Here is a 14,576-nt window from a genome sequence, read left to right as displayed (position 1 = left end):
GGAGGGCAAGATGGATCAGATCAGCAAGACGAACGCGCCGGTGCTCGATAATTTCTGGATGCCGTTCACGGCGAACCGCCAGTTCAAGGCGGCGCCCCGCCTCCTCGCTTCCGCTGAGGGCATGTACTATACCGATGTCGACGGCAACCGCGTTCTCGATGGAACGGCTGGCCTCTGGTGCTGCAATGCCGGCCATGGCCGCAGGAAAATTTCCCAGGCCGTTGAGCGCCAGCTATCGACCATGGATTTTGCGCCCACCTTCCAGATGGGACACCCGATCGCCTTCGACTTCGCAGCCAAGCTCGCAAAAATCGCGCCCGGCGGGCCTGACGCGAAGCTCGACCGGATTTTCTTCACCGGTTCCGGCTCGGAATCGGTCGACACTGCACTGAAGATTGCGATCGCCTATCAGCGAGCGATCGGCCAGGGCACCCGCACCCGCATTATCGGCCGGGAAAAGGGGTATCACGGCGTCGGTTTCGGCGGCATTTCGGTTGGCGGCCTCGTCAACAATCGCCGGATGTTCCCGCAGATCCCAGCCGACCACATGCGCCACACGCTCGACGTGGAGCGCAATGCCTTCACCAAGGGCCTGCCGGACCATGGTGCCGAGCTCGCCGACGATCTCGAACGCCTCGTTCAGCTACACGGGGCCGAGACCATCGCCGCCGTCATCGTCGAACCGATGTCCGGCTCCGCAGGCGTTATCCTTCCGCCGAAGGGATATCTACAAAGATTGCGCGCCATCGCCGACAATTACGGCATTCTCCTGATCTTCGATGAGGTGATCACCGGCTTCGGACGGCTCGGAACGCCGTTCGCAACAGACTATTTTGGCGTCATTCCAGATTTGATCACGACGGCGAAGGGGCTGACGAACGGCACGATCCCGATGGGGGCGGTCTTTGCCAGCCGGAAGGTCTATGACGGACTGATGGTCGGTGCGGAAAACGCCATCGAGCTGTTTCACGGCTATACTTATTCGGGCCATCCGGTCGCCTGTGCCGCCGGTATCGCTACTCTGGAGATCTACGAGGAAGAGGGGTTGCTAACCCGTGCCGCCAGCCTTGCCGATCACTGGCAGGAAGCCCTGCATTCGCTGAAGAGCCATCCCCATGTTGTCGACATCCGCAACCTTGGTCTTGTCGGCGCCGTGGAGCTTACGCCTCGCGAGGGCGCGCCGGGCACACGCGCCTATGACGTCTTCGTCGATTGCTTCAACAAGGGACTGCTGATCCGCGTCACCGGCGACATCATCGCCCTCTCCCCGCCGCTTATCGCCGAGAAGAGCGAAATCGAAACGATCGTATCCAAGATCGGCGATGCCCTGAACCGCTTGGCGTGAATAGAGCTAAGACATGGACATTGCGCAACGAGAAAGAAGCGTATCGGAGCTTTCAGCATAGATGAGGTAATCGGCTTCGTGCCTCATCTTCGCCGACCGGAAAGGAAGGTGCTGCGCCCCGAGCTTATGATAAACCGTGGTGTGTTCGTAACAGCCCCAAGCAAAAGAGTGCCGATCTAAATCGTCTGCGTCGTCTTTCCGGCAACTGAGCGGACGATCTCGGTTTCGCGCCACTCGGGCCTCAGCGACCGGCGTCCGTTTCGATCCCTTTCGGGTACCAGCGATTGCTGAAACTGGGCTTGCGGGTGATGTCCTGTTGTTGCCATTGAACCTAAGGATCATATTCCAAACTTGGCCATTCCAGCCGCATCCCAAAAAAGGAACCGCACGCTCAGTACATTGGCTCCACCGTCACACATGGGCTTGACCAAACGCGAACTCACCTTCGTCAGATTCACGATAGAGCGATGCGATCAGAACTGCTGCATAAAGAGCCGCTACTCCACCCAAAACGATCCAACCGCTTACCGGTCCGAGGGCGGCATTCGCCACTAGGTCGCTCCAACGGTTGACGACCTCGGCCTTTGTATCGTCTGGCAGCAATTTCGGTGACGATATCTTCAATGCCCATGCGAGAACGAGGATAAGATACATCCAACTGTAGTTGCGGCAAATCCTTCGGAACACGGCCTGCCTATACGAAATAAAGAATGTCGGCCTGCGCAGGCTTTGTGCAATTGCGCACGCCCAATCCACGTTCAGTTCGGCTTGCGGGCTTAAAACCTGAGCGAAGTAATAGCGCTCCAATTGTCGCACCCGGCTGCGGTAGACGTCGAAGAAGCGATAGCGTCGTGCTTCGATCAGCAAAAGAAGCGATACAAGCAGCATGCCGAACACGATCACCCCATGATGAGACGTCGGTGTCGACAATGAGACCGATAACAGTGCCGCGACGACGGTGATTGCCCAGTTGGATGTCCGGTCAATTCGATCCCGCCAACTTGTCATCCGGCCCATCTCACCGCGATAGTAGTGGATAACCGCATTCACCTTCTCAGTGGAACTTGTCGGAAGCGGCGGGCCAATTCGCTCGTCTGAGTCCTTATTGAGCGGAATTGCAGGTTTCTGTCCTATGAGAGTCTCCACGGCTTGGGTCCTCCAGTGCAGGTACATCTGGAAAACGACCGGCAGTGCGCGCGTGTTCCTCCATCTCAGTCATCGTTTTAGTCAAATCGGCCAGACCGACAATAACAGCCCGCCCGGCCCCATCCAAGTGTGTTCCACTGATGCCCGATGGGGGTCAGAAAATCGCAGCCGGCGAGGCTGAAGCCACTTCGACGGGCGGCCAGCGCCGGGAGGGCGAACGATGATCGAAAGGCTTGGCACGCTCTTCCGCCACCATGCGGAGCGGTTTTGCTGTTCGGTGTTTCCACCTTTAGCCACGCCGCGACGGTTCTCAGGACGGGAACAAAGCCTTGAAGGTTGACTCTCCGGCATCGGCCATTAGCTTTCCACACGCACTGAGGTGCTTTCGACTACCTTTCTGAAACAAACGAATGGTGAGTTAAGTGAAGGGAATCAAAGAACTTTCGCATAGCGAAATCGATCATGTCTCCGGCGGCGCTTCCGTTACCGGGTCTGTCAGAAGCTATATTGACGGCGCGGCCGCATTGGCCGGCGGCGGGGCTATGGGTTATGCCGCGGCAATCGGTGCCGGGGTCGGTCTATCGACCTTCGGTGTCGGCGCTCTTGCCGTCGGAGCGGTGGGCCTCGGAGCTTACGGCATCTACAGGCTCGCAACGGCCTGAGACAATTCCTTTTAAATCACTCAGGCTCTTCGCCGTCAGGCGGAGAGCCGCCAGAGATCGGTCCGCGCCCGCAAGTGGCCGATTGGCTCCATCCTCAGAAAGCGTGACCGTTTGCTTTCAGCCAGCCGCTTTTACGCCGATCCCTGGGCAAGCTGGGGATACGAGTCGAGCTTTGATGGAACACTGCTGGCATGGTGGGGCACGAAGGGCGGACACCCGACGGTTTTCGTCGGCGAGATCACAGCAAAGCCGCTGAAGGCCTTTGCGAGCTTTTCCGGACCCCTGTTGCATTTCTCTTGGCGCGACTACGCCAACCGGCTGCTGCTGACGGAAGGGGACCGGCTGTTCGAGGTGGATCCCAGACGTCCGAACGGACGCATCGACGTCACGCCGCAGGGTTTCCAGACCTGGCAGATCATTGCGGAGCCGTCCGCCCCCGGCGCAAGACAGGCCGTCATCTCGCACGACCGCAGCCCCGTCTTCACCGATCTTTACACGACCCTCGCCGACGGCACGGCACGGCAACTGCTCGAGGAAAATTCCGGGCGCACCGAAAGCTGGCTGCTCGATGCCGATCTGCTGCCCTGCCTGCGTGTCGAGCGCAGCGAGGATGGCGCCAGGCGCTATGTCGCAAGGCTTGCCGACGGCAGCTGGAAAGAGATTGCGGCGCTTAAGGCTGAGGAAACGCTGATCATCTGGAACGCCGACCCGCATGGCCTGCGCTACGAGGCACTGTCGAACCGCGGCCGCGACAAGATCGCCCTCGTCGGCATCGATCCTTCAACCGGGCAGGAAACCGCAATCGCCGGCAGCGACGCCGTCGATATCCTCGATGCGATCCGTTTCAACCCCGCAGAGCCGACCGACCTTGTCGTCATCCGCAACGGCTTTCCACGGCTCGTGCCTATCTCTAAACGCGGTGAGGCCTTCGCCGAACTCGTGTCCAGCGCTGGCCGGCATGCCGATTTCGAAATTTCCGGCGCGTCGAAGGATGGCAGGATCATCGCCGCCTCCGTCTCTTTCGACGCGCAGCAACCGCGCGCCATGCTCTTCGATCTCGCTGGGAAAACCGCTCTGACGCTCGGGCCTGGGCCGCAGGCGTTGCCCGCGACGGCAACCACGCCCGTAGAGATCGCCGCACGCGATGGCGAGCAGTTGAGCGCCATTCTCACCTTGCCGGAAAAGGCTAAAACACCCCTGCCCGCCGTCATCGCCGCCCATGGCGGCCCGGCCCGGCATGAGAATTGGGGCTTCGACCGCGACAGGGCCTTCCTGGCAAGTAGGGGCTATGCCGTACTGTCGGTCAACTATCGCGGCTCGACCGGTTTTGGAAAGCGCTTCCAGGCGCTCGGCTTCCGGCAGTTCGGCCGCGCCATGCAGGATGACCTCGCCGATGCCGCACGCTGGCTCATCGACAAGGGCATTACCGTGCCCGGCCGCATCGCCATTCAGGGCGAAAGTTTCGGCGGCATGATCGCGGCGCTCTCCATGAGCCGCGACCCCGGGCTGTTTGCTGCAGCCATCATCGATTATCCCGTCGTCGACCTGCCCTTTCAGATGGAACACAACCCCGCCAGCTGGGCGCTTTTCACCGAGCAGGTAGAGCAATATTTCGGCACCCCCGCCAATGAGGCGGATGCCCGCGCACTCACTGAATCCTCGCCGATCAACCAGGTCGAGCGCGCCGAGGGCGCCTTCCTGCTGACGGCAGGCGAAGCCGATTCGATCGTCGGTGCGGAGCAGACCAGGCGGTACGAAATGGCGCTGCGCAAAGCCGGTCGCGCGGTGACCGCTCACTACTTCGCCGGCGAAGCACACGGCTACACGAAATGGCAGACGAAACTGGCCAGAGCCCGTGCAATAGAGCTCTTTCTTGCCGGTTGCATTGGCGGAAAGGCAAAAAAATTCGATTGGCGGACGGCCCTAGCAAGGTATTGGAAATAAGAAAAAATTGGTCCTCCAGATGATTTACACACGCAGTGCGCGTCAATTTCATTGGTCACGAAGGGTTGATGCTCGTGCTGATTGCTCTAAACTTGCTCTCGTTCGCTAGAAACGGCGGATTTCTGTTCACCTCGGAGGCACCTATGGCTGACGTTCAGAGCGTTAACGCAAATTCGAACGACTACTATATCCTTCCCCTCGAAGACTTTGAGATAGATGCGGTCAATGGCGCCGGCTCCTGGGTCGGCCACGTCGATCGCGGCATGATCGGCGGCACGGCTGCGGCCGGCGCTACCTTTTCGACGACAGGCAGTCTCAGCAAGGCGGGAATAGCCAGCGGATTTGGATTTGCCGCGGGTGCCGGGAACAGCGTCTACAATGGCGGATTATCCGGTAGCGGCAACTCGAGCGGCCGCGTGATCTGCACTCATTTCTATCGACGTGGAAAACTCGATCGCGATCTTTGGCGCGCGGATCTTGAGTTCACCTTTGCGAACCTGTCGGAAACCACCATTCGCGGCTATCACTACTGGGCTATCCCTTACGTGCACCTGATGCGCCGCAGCCGGCTCGCAGAACAGATCATGTATCCGCTGGCAAGGGCCCGTGCTGAGGAAATAGCCTTCCAGGCGGGCCGTCGCGCCAAAGGATCGATTTCCGGTAAGATCGTTCGTCTGATCGGCGAACCGATTTGCTACGTGATCGGCTCCATGGTGAAGCAAAAGGACTTTGCGCCGCTTTGGACCGAAACCAGTAACGTGTGAGGTGTCGCCATGACCGCACTCCAACGCATCATTATCAGCGAAATCGGTCTTTCCGCCATCATTGCGGCGGCCGCGGTGATCGGGTTGCCGAAGCTCAGCGATCCGGCAGCGCCGGTAGACTATCCGCTGGCTATCATCGTGTTTCTGGCATGCTCCGCTGCCTTCGTTGGGTACGAACTTTTCGCCCGGCGGACCTGAGCTTTAGAAGCTGACACGATCAGGGGCCGGGTCACCGGCCTCATTCTCATCGCGCAGAGCCCGTCCCTTCCGTCGAAAGCTTCATTTTTCCTCTCAAGGTTGACGAATATTCCTCTTCGCCTAGCTCCTTTAGGGACGACAGAGGAGGAAATTCAAGTGAATGTCGATACAGGCATCCAGCCGGCCTTGCCCCGCCCCTACCCGATCAGAGGTCTTGTCTCGTTGAGATGAACCTGTTTCGCCGAGAAGCTCTGGAAAGACAATCCCAGCGGCTGGCCGGAACGGTCTCCATGGCCGTACCGATGGGCTGGCATCTGACCGGCTATCTGATGGCTGTCGTGCTTGCGGGCGTCGTGATCTTCCTCTCGATGGCGAGCTATTCGCGCATCGTCCAGGCCACGGGCGTCATCCTGCCAGACAAAGGCATTGCCGTGGTCATCCCGCCCCGCGCCGGCGTCATCATGCAGATGATGGTGTCCGATGGCGACCATGTGAACGAGGGACAGGAACTGATCGCCGTGCGCTCCGAGGACTATCTCGTCAGCGGCGAATCCGCCTCGAAAAAAGTCGCCGAGATGCTGCAGCGGCAGAATGCCAGCATCGACGAGCAGCTGCAGGAAGTGAAGAATGACGAAGCGTCCCAAACGGCGCAGTTTTCCGCGCAGATCTCCGGCTTCGAAACGCAGATTACCAAACTCGAAGGCCAGATCGGCCTGCAGCAGGATCTCATCAAGTCGATCGAGGCCGATGTCGAGCGCATTCGCGGCCTCGTCAGCAAGGGCATCGTGGCCCAGCGCGACGTGCTGCTGCGCGAGGACTCGCTGACCGAGCGCCGCCAGCAGATGTCGGTCATCGAGAGTACGCTGTCCGAACGGCGCTCGGATCTTTCCGATGCGCAACGCATGCTCGACCAGGTGAAAGCCCGCGCCAATGAGAAGATGGCATCGCTGGAGGCCCAACGCGAAGACGTCAATCGCGGCATGGCGACCAACGAGCAGTCGCGCGCCTATATCATCCGCGCCGCCATGCCCGGCACCATATCGGGGCTCACCGCCAGGATCGGCGAGGCCGTCAATCCGCAGCAGGCGCTGATGAGCATCGTGCCCGATCAGGCCGTGCTGCATGCCCAGCTCGACGTGCCGAATGCGGCAATCGGTTTCATCGAGGTCGGCCAGGATGTTCGGCTCGCCATCGACGCTTTCCCCTACCAGAGCTTCGGCACCGTCGGCGGCCATGTCAGCAGCCTGTCGAAAAGCCCGGTGTCGCGCAGCGGCGCCGGCAGCGCCAATCTCAACTATCTCGTCAAGATCGAGCTCGAACGGCAGGATATCCTCGCTTACGGCAAGCCGCAGGCACTGTTTCCCGGCATGACGCTGTCGGCCCGCATCGCGACGGCCCGCCAGTCGCTGCTGGAGTGGCTGTTCCAGCCGCTCTACGCCTTGCAGCGCCGCTAGGAGACGCACCCCGTGAACACTGCCGTCCTCCAATCAGGCTTCCTCTCCAGCGCCCGCGTGCGGTTGATCCGCCAGACGGAAGTCAGCGAATGCGGCCTTGCCTGCCTTGCGATGATCGCCGGCTTCTACGGACGCAGCGTCGATCTGGCGACCATGCGCCGGCGCTTCACGCCCTCGCTGCGCGGCGCGCCGCTCTCGAGCCTCATCAAGATCGCCGACCGGATCGGCCTGTCGCCGCGCGCCGTCAAGCTGCCGCTGGAGCAGATCCCCAATCTGGCGCTTCCCGCCATCCTGCACTGGGATATGAACCACTATGTGGTGGTCGAAAAGGTCTCGGCCGGCAAGGTGCTGATCCACGATCCTGCGGGAAGAAGCGAATGGCTGCAGACCTCGGAAGTGTCAGGCCATTTCACCGGCGTGGCTCTGGAGCTGAGGCCCAACGAAACATTCGAGAAGAAGAGTGAGCGCGAGACGCTGCGCTGGTCGCAGCTCTGGAGCCGTATTACCGGGCTTGCCGGCGCCTTCGTGCAGGTGCTGGTCTTGAGCCTGGTGTTGCAGGTCTATGTGCTGGCGCTGCCCTACTACCTGCAGATCGGCATCGATACTGCATTGCCGGCCCTCGACCACGATCTGCTCAGCGTCCTGGCGCTGGGCTTCGGACTATTCACCGTCTTCAATGCCGCTGCGAGTTTCCTGCGCTCCTTTGTCATCCTTGCCGCGGGTTCCGCCCTCGGATTCGGCATTGCCGCCAATATTGCCCGCAAGCTCTTTCGCCTGCCGCTCGACTGGTTTCAGAAGCGCGAGGTCGGGGACATCCTCTCACGCTTCCAGTCGGTGACACCGATCCAGAAGCTGCTGAGCGAAGGAATTGCGGCGACACTGGTCGATGGCGTGTTGGCGCTGACGACGCTAGTTATCATGTTCTTCTACAGCGCCAAGCTGGCGCTGGTCGCTATCACCGCCTTCTTCCTCTACTTCGTCGTGCGCCTCGTCTCCTTCTCGCTGGAACGCCGGGCACAGGAGGGCAGCATCATTGCCCATGGCAAGGAACAGACGGCGCTGATCGAGACGATTCGCGGCATCCAGACCTTCCGGCTCTACAACCGGGAAAGTATGCGCCACAGCATGTGGCAGACGCTGCTGACGGATGCAGTTAACGCCAATATCCGCGTCTCCCGCGTCGGCATCTGGCAAAGCACAGCCAATGCGCTGATCTTCGGGCTGGAAAACATCGTCACGATCTGGCTCGCAATCGGCTTCGTCATGGAGGGTGGCTTCAGCGTCGGCATGGTCTTTGCCTATCTCGCCTACAAGGGCCAGTTCCTGGAAAAGACCGGCAACCTCGTCGACCAGGCAACGGCCTTCTTCATGCTGCGCCTGCATCTGGAACGTCTGTCCGATATCGCACTCGAACCCGACGATCGCAGCTTCGGCTCAACCGAGAATTCGATGACGAAGCTCAAGGGCGCCATCGAGCTCAAGAACCTCTCTTACCGCTACTCGCCGACCGATCCACTGGTGCTTTCCGATGTCGGCCTGACGATCCGCGCCGGCGAGCATATCGCTATCACCGGCCCCTCGGGTGCGGGCAAGACCACGCTCTTGAAGCTGATGATCGGGCTCTTGGAACCGATGAGCGGCGACGTGCTGATCGACGGCATGCCGCTCAACCAGTTCGGCCACAAATCCTTCCATAACCAGATTGCAGCCGTGCTGCAGGACGACAATCTCTTCGCCGGCTCGATTGCCGACAACATCGCCCTCTTCGACGAGCAGCCGGACCGGGACGCCATCATCGCCGCCGCCAGTGCCGCGGCCATTCACGACGAGATCATGGCGACACCGATGCAGTATGAGACATTGGTGGGCGACATGGGTTCCAGCCTGTCGGGGGGCCAAAAGCAGCGCGTGCTTCTCGCGCGTGCCCTTTATCGCAAACCGAAGATGCTCTTCCTCGACGAAGGCACCTCGCACATGGATGTCGCCAACGAGGCCCGCGTCAACGCCTCGGTCAAGGCCCTCGGCATCACCCGCATCATCGTCGCCCACCGCCTTGAAACCGTGGCTTCGGCCGATCGCGTGCTTTATCTTGACCAAAACGGCCTCGTGTCGGTTGAGACAGAGCACGTGTTCAGTGATGGTAGCGGAAGGTGATTTGTCCGAACACGATCGTGAGACCCCAATCTGGATGACCCGATGGGTGATGACCTTGCGCGCCCCAAGTCTTATCCAGTCTTGAGTTGCTCCAGCAGTCGACCAACCCACGGCGTACGTGGGTGACGTGACAGAGATTGAAGATGAGATCGATATGCTAAAGCAACTTCAAATTGCGCGACATGAAGCGTCGTTCTTCGCTGTCGCCAGACAGATCGCAGCTGCTGTGTAAAGTCCAAAGGGCAGGAAGCACGAGTACTATTTGCCTAAAATCAAAGACCGGTCAGCGGTCGGGGTGTGTCTCCACTGATGGGTGCGTTTGCGAAAAGCAGGCAGAGCGAACGGATGAAGGAAGGTCTTATTCAGATGCGTCTTCATGTCGGGCCAAAGTAAAATCGATTAGCAATATCCGGGACGGTTGACCTCCTGCGATCTGGCTGCTTTGGAAAGCTGCACTTCGATAGAACAATGATTTTTCGTTGAAGGCGAACTCTTAGCGGTTTCGGCTCTTTCCTGCGGTGAGATATATGACGTCGGATTTCAATGCCGAGCTCCATGCCCGGCCTTCCATCTACTTTACCGGCCCCGCCTTTGTTGAACACATCGCGCTCATGCCATCCGCCCTCCCCGCCTTTCATGGCAGTCGCTATCTACCCGACGGAGGCAACAATGACGATCCGCGAACACAGGTAGAGCACCACACCGAGTTCGTGACCATCACGCGTGTCACCCAATTGAGCGCAGAAGCCGACACGTGGCCGGTTTCCAGCCTTTCGGTAAATGACATCGCGGCGCTGGTAGAGATGGACGCGCCACGGCTCATATCCCGGGTGGGTATCCTGGTGCTCGGCTCCACACCAGCGGAACTCGGATCAACCCTTTCAAAGCTCGGATTTCGCGATACCGCTGCGTCGTTAATCGGCGGCGGGGCGGCACAGGTGTGTTCGGATTTTCGTGTCCAGGACGACCAGACGAGTCGCATCCTTCTTTTCAACAAGGATCTGAATGCCTACCGCCTCGGTAGAATGGTTCGGAGGATCTATGAGATCGAAACCTATCGATCCATGGCCCTGCTCGGTCTTCCCGAAGCCCGCCGGCTAGCTCCGCTGCTCGGAGATTATGACAAGAAGCTCGTGCAATTGACGAACCGAAACCAGACGACGCCGACCACTGAGCATAAGAGACTGCTCGACGAAATCTCCAGCCTGTCCGCCCAGATCATTTCGGCGGCTGCCGAAACACGCAATCGTTTCGGCGCAACGTCCGCCTATGCAAAAATCGTCGAGGAACGCATCGGCGAGCTACGCGAATCTCATGTTGCGGGCTTCCAGCGGTTTGGAGTTTTCGTTGCGCGGCGCTTCCGACCTGCCGTTCGAACCTGCGAAGCGACCGCGTTGCGCCTAGATCAGCTCTCCCACGCAACGATGCACCTGATCGACCTTCTGCAGACACGCATACAAGTCGAGATCGAATATCAGAATGCCATCCAGATCCAGGCGATGGCAGACCGGGCCGCGACACAGGTCAAGATCCAGAGGGCGGTGGAAGGATTTTCCATCATCGCCATCAGCTATTATCTTCTCAGTCTGCTCAAGGTCGCTTTCGAGACCGCCGATCACGCTGGCTTTCACATCAGCCCGTTGGCGATGCTCGTATCGATCCCACTCGTTATTGGAGCCGTTGCCATCTCCATACTGCGCGTGAAACACGCGCTTTCAGCGCATGCGTGAAGACGATTTGTTTTCAATGCTACGCGAAATGCTTTTCGGAGCCGCCACCGGGACAACGGAAAGCCTGGCTCTCGATCAAAAGAACGAAATCCTTAAGCCCGGAGGACGCTGCGCAACACGACCTCCGCGTTGCTACAAGATCACTCGCCGAATGCCTCGATGTTCGGCCGCATCCAAAAAAGCCGACGCGATCAGTGATTGAGGATTTTGCTCAGAAAGGATTGTGAGAGAAATGATCCGGGCTGCAAAAACCGGGCGGGAGCGCGACTTCGACGATCTCAAGATTTTCGGTTTGATGTGCCTAAAGGCTTCTGTCGGCCCGAAGCGGTCATGCCTCAGAGTGGGCGCCCCCAGCAGCCAGTTCAATAAGGTCACGTATTTCGCGATGAGAGCGAAGCACCACTACAGGAAGATCCGCCCCATGCTGATCAATCTGCTTGATGAAAAGAGGGGCGTATTTCTTCTCGAAATTCCAGATGTAGGACAGGAACTCTCGATCAGGCAGCGGTTCAGGGCAGCCCTCGGCCATCGCTGGGCGAACTGAACCGTAGTAACGAGAAACACGTTTCAACAGGCCGAGCAGCGCGGTACGTCTAGGCACTCGCACCCACAATATCAGTTCAGTTCGGGGCAGCCTGATATCGAATGAAGACGCTCCGCTGCCATCCATGACCCACCGCTCGCGGTGAACCAACTGCGCGATGATGTCTCGTTGTTCACTTCGATCACGCTCTTATGGCGGAACGCCGCAATCTTTGCAGAGAACGTCGTCTTGCCTCCGCCCGAACATCCGATAACCAGCACGCGCTGAACTTTCGTGAGAAGGTCTGCCGCTTCCCCCAGAGAAACATATCGTGGCATCCACCCGTCACCTCTTTGACCAACATGCTGCAGAAATTGATTATTTGTTCCCCCATACCGTGGCAATGTCCGCTGTTGGCGCGAGCTACCGTCTCATCATGGCGGCAGTCTTGGAAACTGCTTAGAGCATCTTGGTCAAGGTGCAACCGGGACACCGCTTGCCGAAAGCTCAACGGTCTTAGCGAGAATGAGGTTTCTGGGACAGAAAATATCTTGTCGCAGAGCAATCCCTTGCGCCGACAGCAATCAGTCCTCTATCGGGAAAGCAAAGCCAGCTTTCACTCGATCCATTACCACCATGGTTTTGAAACCTTTGATGTCGTGGTTCTCATAGAAGAACCGACGTGTGAAGGCTTCGTAGTCCTCCATGTCTTTCGCCGTGATGACCAGGATGAAATCGGCATCTCCCGTCACGTAATAGCCGATCATCACTTCCTTTGTGGCGCGGATCGCCGCCTTGAATCGATCAACGATGTCAGCCCGTTCGCGCTCTAGAGAGACAAGCACGATCATGGTGATGCCGCGCCCGGCAGCCTTGGGCGAGACGATCGACACATCCGCTTCGATCACCCCTTCCTCACGCAAGCGCTTCAGCCGTCGCTGACAGGCCGTCGGTGAGAGATTGACGATCTGCGCCAGCTCTTCCGAGGTCAGGCGATTGTTCTTTTGAACAGCCTGAAGCAGCGCTCTGTCGGCTCTATCGAGAGTAGTCATGCAGAAATCCTGCGGGCACAGTCCAAATTGAGCACAATTCCTGCATGGTGGATCAGATCAATGCAGTCAAACGATCATGGCCTACCGTTAGTCTCTTTGTAAACCCAATTTGGAGATTCGTATGAAAGGTATTGCCAGCGCTGCGCTGAACAACCTGCAACGACCCGATCTGATCGAGCGCCGCGCCTTTCTGAGTGGCACATGGGCTTCGCGCGAAGAGACGCTGAGCGTCACCGATCCGGCAAGCGGCGAATACCTCGTCGACGTGGCAGCCTGCTCGCTTGAAGATGCCGACGCTGCCGTCGACGCGGCGAAAAATGCCTTTCTCGATTGGCGTGACAAGCTTGCCGTCGAACGTGGTCAGATCCTTCGTGTCTGGGGAAAGCTGATGCGCGACAACGCGCAGGACCTCGCCGTCATCATGACGGCCGAACAGGGCAAACCGCTGGCAGAGTCGCTAGGCGAGATTTCTTATGCCGCGAATTTCCTCGAGTGGTTTGCCGCCGAAGGCGAGCGTACTTATGGCGAAACGATACCGAGCCACCTGCCGGGCAGCCGCCTCGCGGTACAGATGCAGCCGCTTGGTGTCACCGTCGCGATCACGCCTTGGAATTTTCCCTCCGCCATGATCACCCGCAAGGCAGGTGCTGCGCTCGCGGCCGGCTGCACCATGATCGTCAAGCCTGCCCCGGAAACACCACTATCGGCGCTTGCTCTGGCAAAGCTCGCGCAGGAGGCCGGGATGCCCGCCGGCGTATTCCAGGTTCTCACCGGCGAAGCTGCACCGCTTGCGCGCCGTCTGCTGGAACACACGGATGTGCGCGCATTTTCCTTTACCGGCTCTACTGAAGTCGGGCGCATTTTGCTCAGGCAATCTGCCGCCACGGTGAAGAAGGCCTCGTTGGAACTTGGCGGCCACGCACCATTCATCCTGTTCGGCGACTCCGAGCTTTCCAAAGCCGTAAAGGGCTGTATGGGCGCAAAATTTGCCACGTCAGGGCAGGACTGTCTCGCCGCCAATAGGATTTACGTCCAGCGCGGGCATTACGATCACTTCGTCGATGCCTTCGCCAACGCGACCCGGCAGCTCAAAGTCGGTCACGGCCTCGACCCCCGCACCGATATCGGGCCGATGACACGCCCTTCGGTCGCTGAAAAATGCCGCCAGCAGATTGCGCAGGCGCTTTCCGCTGGCGCGCGTCTCGTCTGCGGCGGACAGGACAGCCCGCTTGGCGGCAATTTTGTCACGCCGACCGTGCTTGCCGATGTCACCGATGACATGCTGATCGCACGCGAAGAGACCTTCGGCCCAGTTGCCGCAATCCTGCCGTTCGATGACGAACAGGAGGTCCTCGCCCGAGCCAATGCCACCGAAATGGGGCTGGCAGCCTACGTCTACACCAATGATCTTGGTCGCGCGATGCGCCTGACCGACCGGCTCGAATACGGCATGATCGCCGTCAACACCTCGAAATTCACCGGCGCGCCCATCCCCTTCGGTGGATGGAAGCAATCCGGCCTTGGTCGCGAAGGCTCCCGCCACGGCGTCCTGGAATATCTCGAAACAAAATATGTCTGCTTCGGCAACCTCGCCGCATGAAAGG

At 59.3% G+C, this 14,576-nt stretch carries 11 protein-coding genes and 1 pseudogene; 9 read left to right on the top strand and 3 right to left on the bottom strand.

Annotated elements, in window-relative coordinates:
• Positions 1-10: 10 nt before the first annotated feature.
• The gene (gene aptA, locus ACR9ZQ_RS41570; RefSeq protein WP_481430905.1) at positions 11-1,345 is read left to right on the top strand and encodes an omega-aminotransferase AptA; all 1,335 of its coding nucleotides are present in this window, start codon (positions 11-13) and stop codon (positions 1,343-1,345) included.
• Positions 1,346-1,756: 411 nt separating this feature from the next.
• Here aptA and ACR9ZQ_RS41565 read toward each other — a convergent pair whose 3' ends face one another.
• The gene (locus tag ACR9ZQ_RS41565; RefSeq protein ID WP_481430904.1) at positions 1,757-2,491 is read right to left on the bottom strand and encodes a DUF2270 domain-containing protein; all 735 of its coding nucleotides are present in this window, start codon (positions 2,489-2,491) and stop codon (positions 1,757-1,759) included.
• 422 nt (positions 2,492-2,913) lie between these two features.
• On the opposite strand from ACR9ZQ_RS41565, the gene ACR9ZQ_RS41560 reads away from it, so the two are divergent.
• The 7 genes from ACR9ZQ_RS41560 (at position 2,914) to ACR9ZQ_RS41530 (ending at position 11,397) form a co-directional block, all read left to right on the top strand.
• Complete coding sequence (locus ACR9ZQ_RS41560) at positions 2,914-3,153, top strand: hypothetical protein (RefSeq protein WP_310381018.1); 240 nt, start codon at positions 2,914-2,916, stop codon at positions 3,151-3,153.
• A gap of 111 nt (positions 3,154-3,264) precedes the next feature.
• Positions 3,265-5,097 carry an alpha/beta hydrolase family protein gene (locus tag ACR9ZQ_RS41555; RefSeq protein ID WP_310381016.1) on the top strand — a complete coding sequence of 611 codons (1,833 nt, stop codon included), beginning with the start codon at positions 3,265-3,267 and terminating at the stop codon, positions 5,095-5,097.
• Positions 5,098-5,165: 68 nt separating this feature from the next.
• Positions 5,166-5,861 carry a hypothetical protein gene (locus tag ACR9ZQ_RS41550; protein ID WP_481430903.1) on the top strand — a complete coding sequence of 232 codons (696 nt, stop codon included), beginning with the start codon at positions 5,166-5,168 and terminating at the stop codon, positions 5,859-5,861.
• A 9-nt stretch (positions 5,862-5,870) separates the two neighbouring features.
• Entirely contained in the window at positions 5,871-6,059 is a 189-nt protein-coding gene (locus ACR9ZQ_RS41545) for a hypothetical protein (protein ID WP_481430902.1), read from the top strand.
• Positions 6,060-6,349: 290 nt separating this feature from the next.
• Positions 6,350-7,513 (top strand): HlyD family secretion protein, encoded by a 1,164-nt coding sequence (locus ACR9ZQ_RS41540; RefSeq protein ID WP_310381006.1) that lies wholly within the window; start codon positions 6,350-6,352, stop codon positions 7,511-7,513.
• A gap of 12 nt (positions 7,514-7,525) precedes the next feature.
• Positions 7,526-9,667 carry a peptidase domain-containing ABC transporter gene (locus ACR9ZQ_RS41535; protein WP_310381003.1) on the top strand — a complete coding sequence of 714 codons (2,142 nt, stop codon included), beginning with the start codon at positions 7,526-7,528 and terminating at the stop codon, positions 9,665-9,667.
• Between the two features lie 527 nt (positions 9,668-10,194).
• Entirely contained in the window at positions 10,195-11,397 is a 1,203-nt protein-coding gene (locus ACR9ZQ_RS41530; protein WP_481430901.1) for a DUF3422 domain-containing protein, read from the top strand.
• Between the two features lie 328 nt (positions 11,398-11,725).
• Here ACR9ZQ_RS41530 and ACR9ZQ_RS41525 read toward each other — a convergent pair.
• A pseudogene (locus tag ACR9ZQ_RS41525) lies at positions 11,726-12,258 on the bottom strand (P-loop NTPase family protein).
• A 246-nt stretch (positions 12,259-12,504) separates the two neighbouring features.
• A complete protein-coding gene (locus tag ACR9ZQ_RS41520; protein WP_310380998.1) occupies positions 12,505-12,972 on the bottom strand; it encodes an Lrp/AsnC family transcriptional regulator in 468 nt (155 codons plus the stop codon).
• A 121-nt stretch (positions 12,973-13,093) separates the two neighbouring features.
• Here ACR9ZQ_RS41520 and ACR9ZQ_RS41515 point away from each other — a divergent pair, with 121 nt between their 5' ends.
• Entirely contained in the window at positions 13,094-14,572 is a 1,479-nt protein-coding gene (locus ACR9ZQ_RS41515) for an NAD-dependent succinate-semialdehyde dehydrogenase (RefSeq protein WP_310380995.1), read from the top strand.
• The last annotated feature ends 4 nt before the right edge of the window (positions 14,573-14,576 follow it).

Source organism: Rhizobium sp. KNZ14-9A (assembly GCF_056755015.1).
The sequence above is the reverse complement of the archived record's forward strand: the minus strand, read 5'-3'. Positions and strand labels throughout refer to the sequence as shown.

Bases quoted from the DNA above. Each gene is read 5' to 3' on its own strand.
- aptA (WP_481430905.1), top strand. From the start codon at position 11: ATGGATCAGATCAGCAAGACGAACGCGCCGGTGCTCGATAATTTCTGG.
- ACR9ZQ_RS41550 (WP_481430903.1), top strand. From the start codon at position 5,166: ATGCTCGTGCTGATTGCTCTAAACTTGCTCTCGTTCGCTAGAAACGGC.
- ACR9ZQ_RS41545 (WP_481430902.1), top strand. From the start codon at position 5,871: ATGACCGCACTCCAACGCATCATTATCAGCGAAATCGGTCTTTCCGCC.
- ACR9ZQ_RS41540 (WP_310381006.1), top strand. From the start codon at position 6,350: ATGGCCGTACCGATGGGCTGGCATCTGACCGGCTATCTGATGGCTGTC.
- ACR9ZQ_RS41530 (WP_481430901.1), top strand. From the start codon at position 10,195: ATGACGTCGGATTTCAATGCCGAGCTCCATGCCCGGCCTTCCATCTAC.
- ACR9ZQ_RS41520 (WP_310380998.1), bottom strand. From the start codon at position 12,972: ATGACTACTCTCGATAGAGCCGACAGAGCGCTGCTTCAGGCTGTTCAA.
- ACR9ZQ_RS41515 (WP_310380995.1), top strand. From the start codon at position 13,094: ATGAAAGGTATTGCCAGCGCTGCGCTGAACAACCTGCAACGACCCGAT.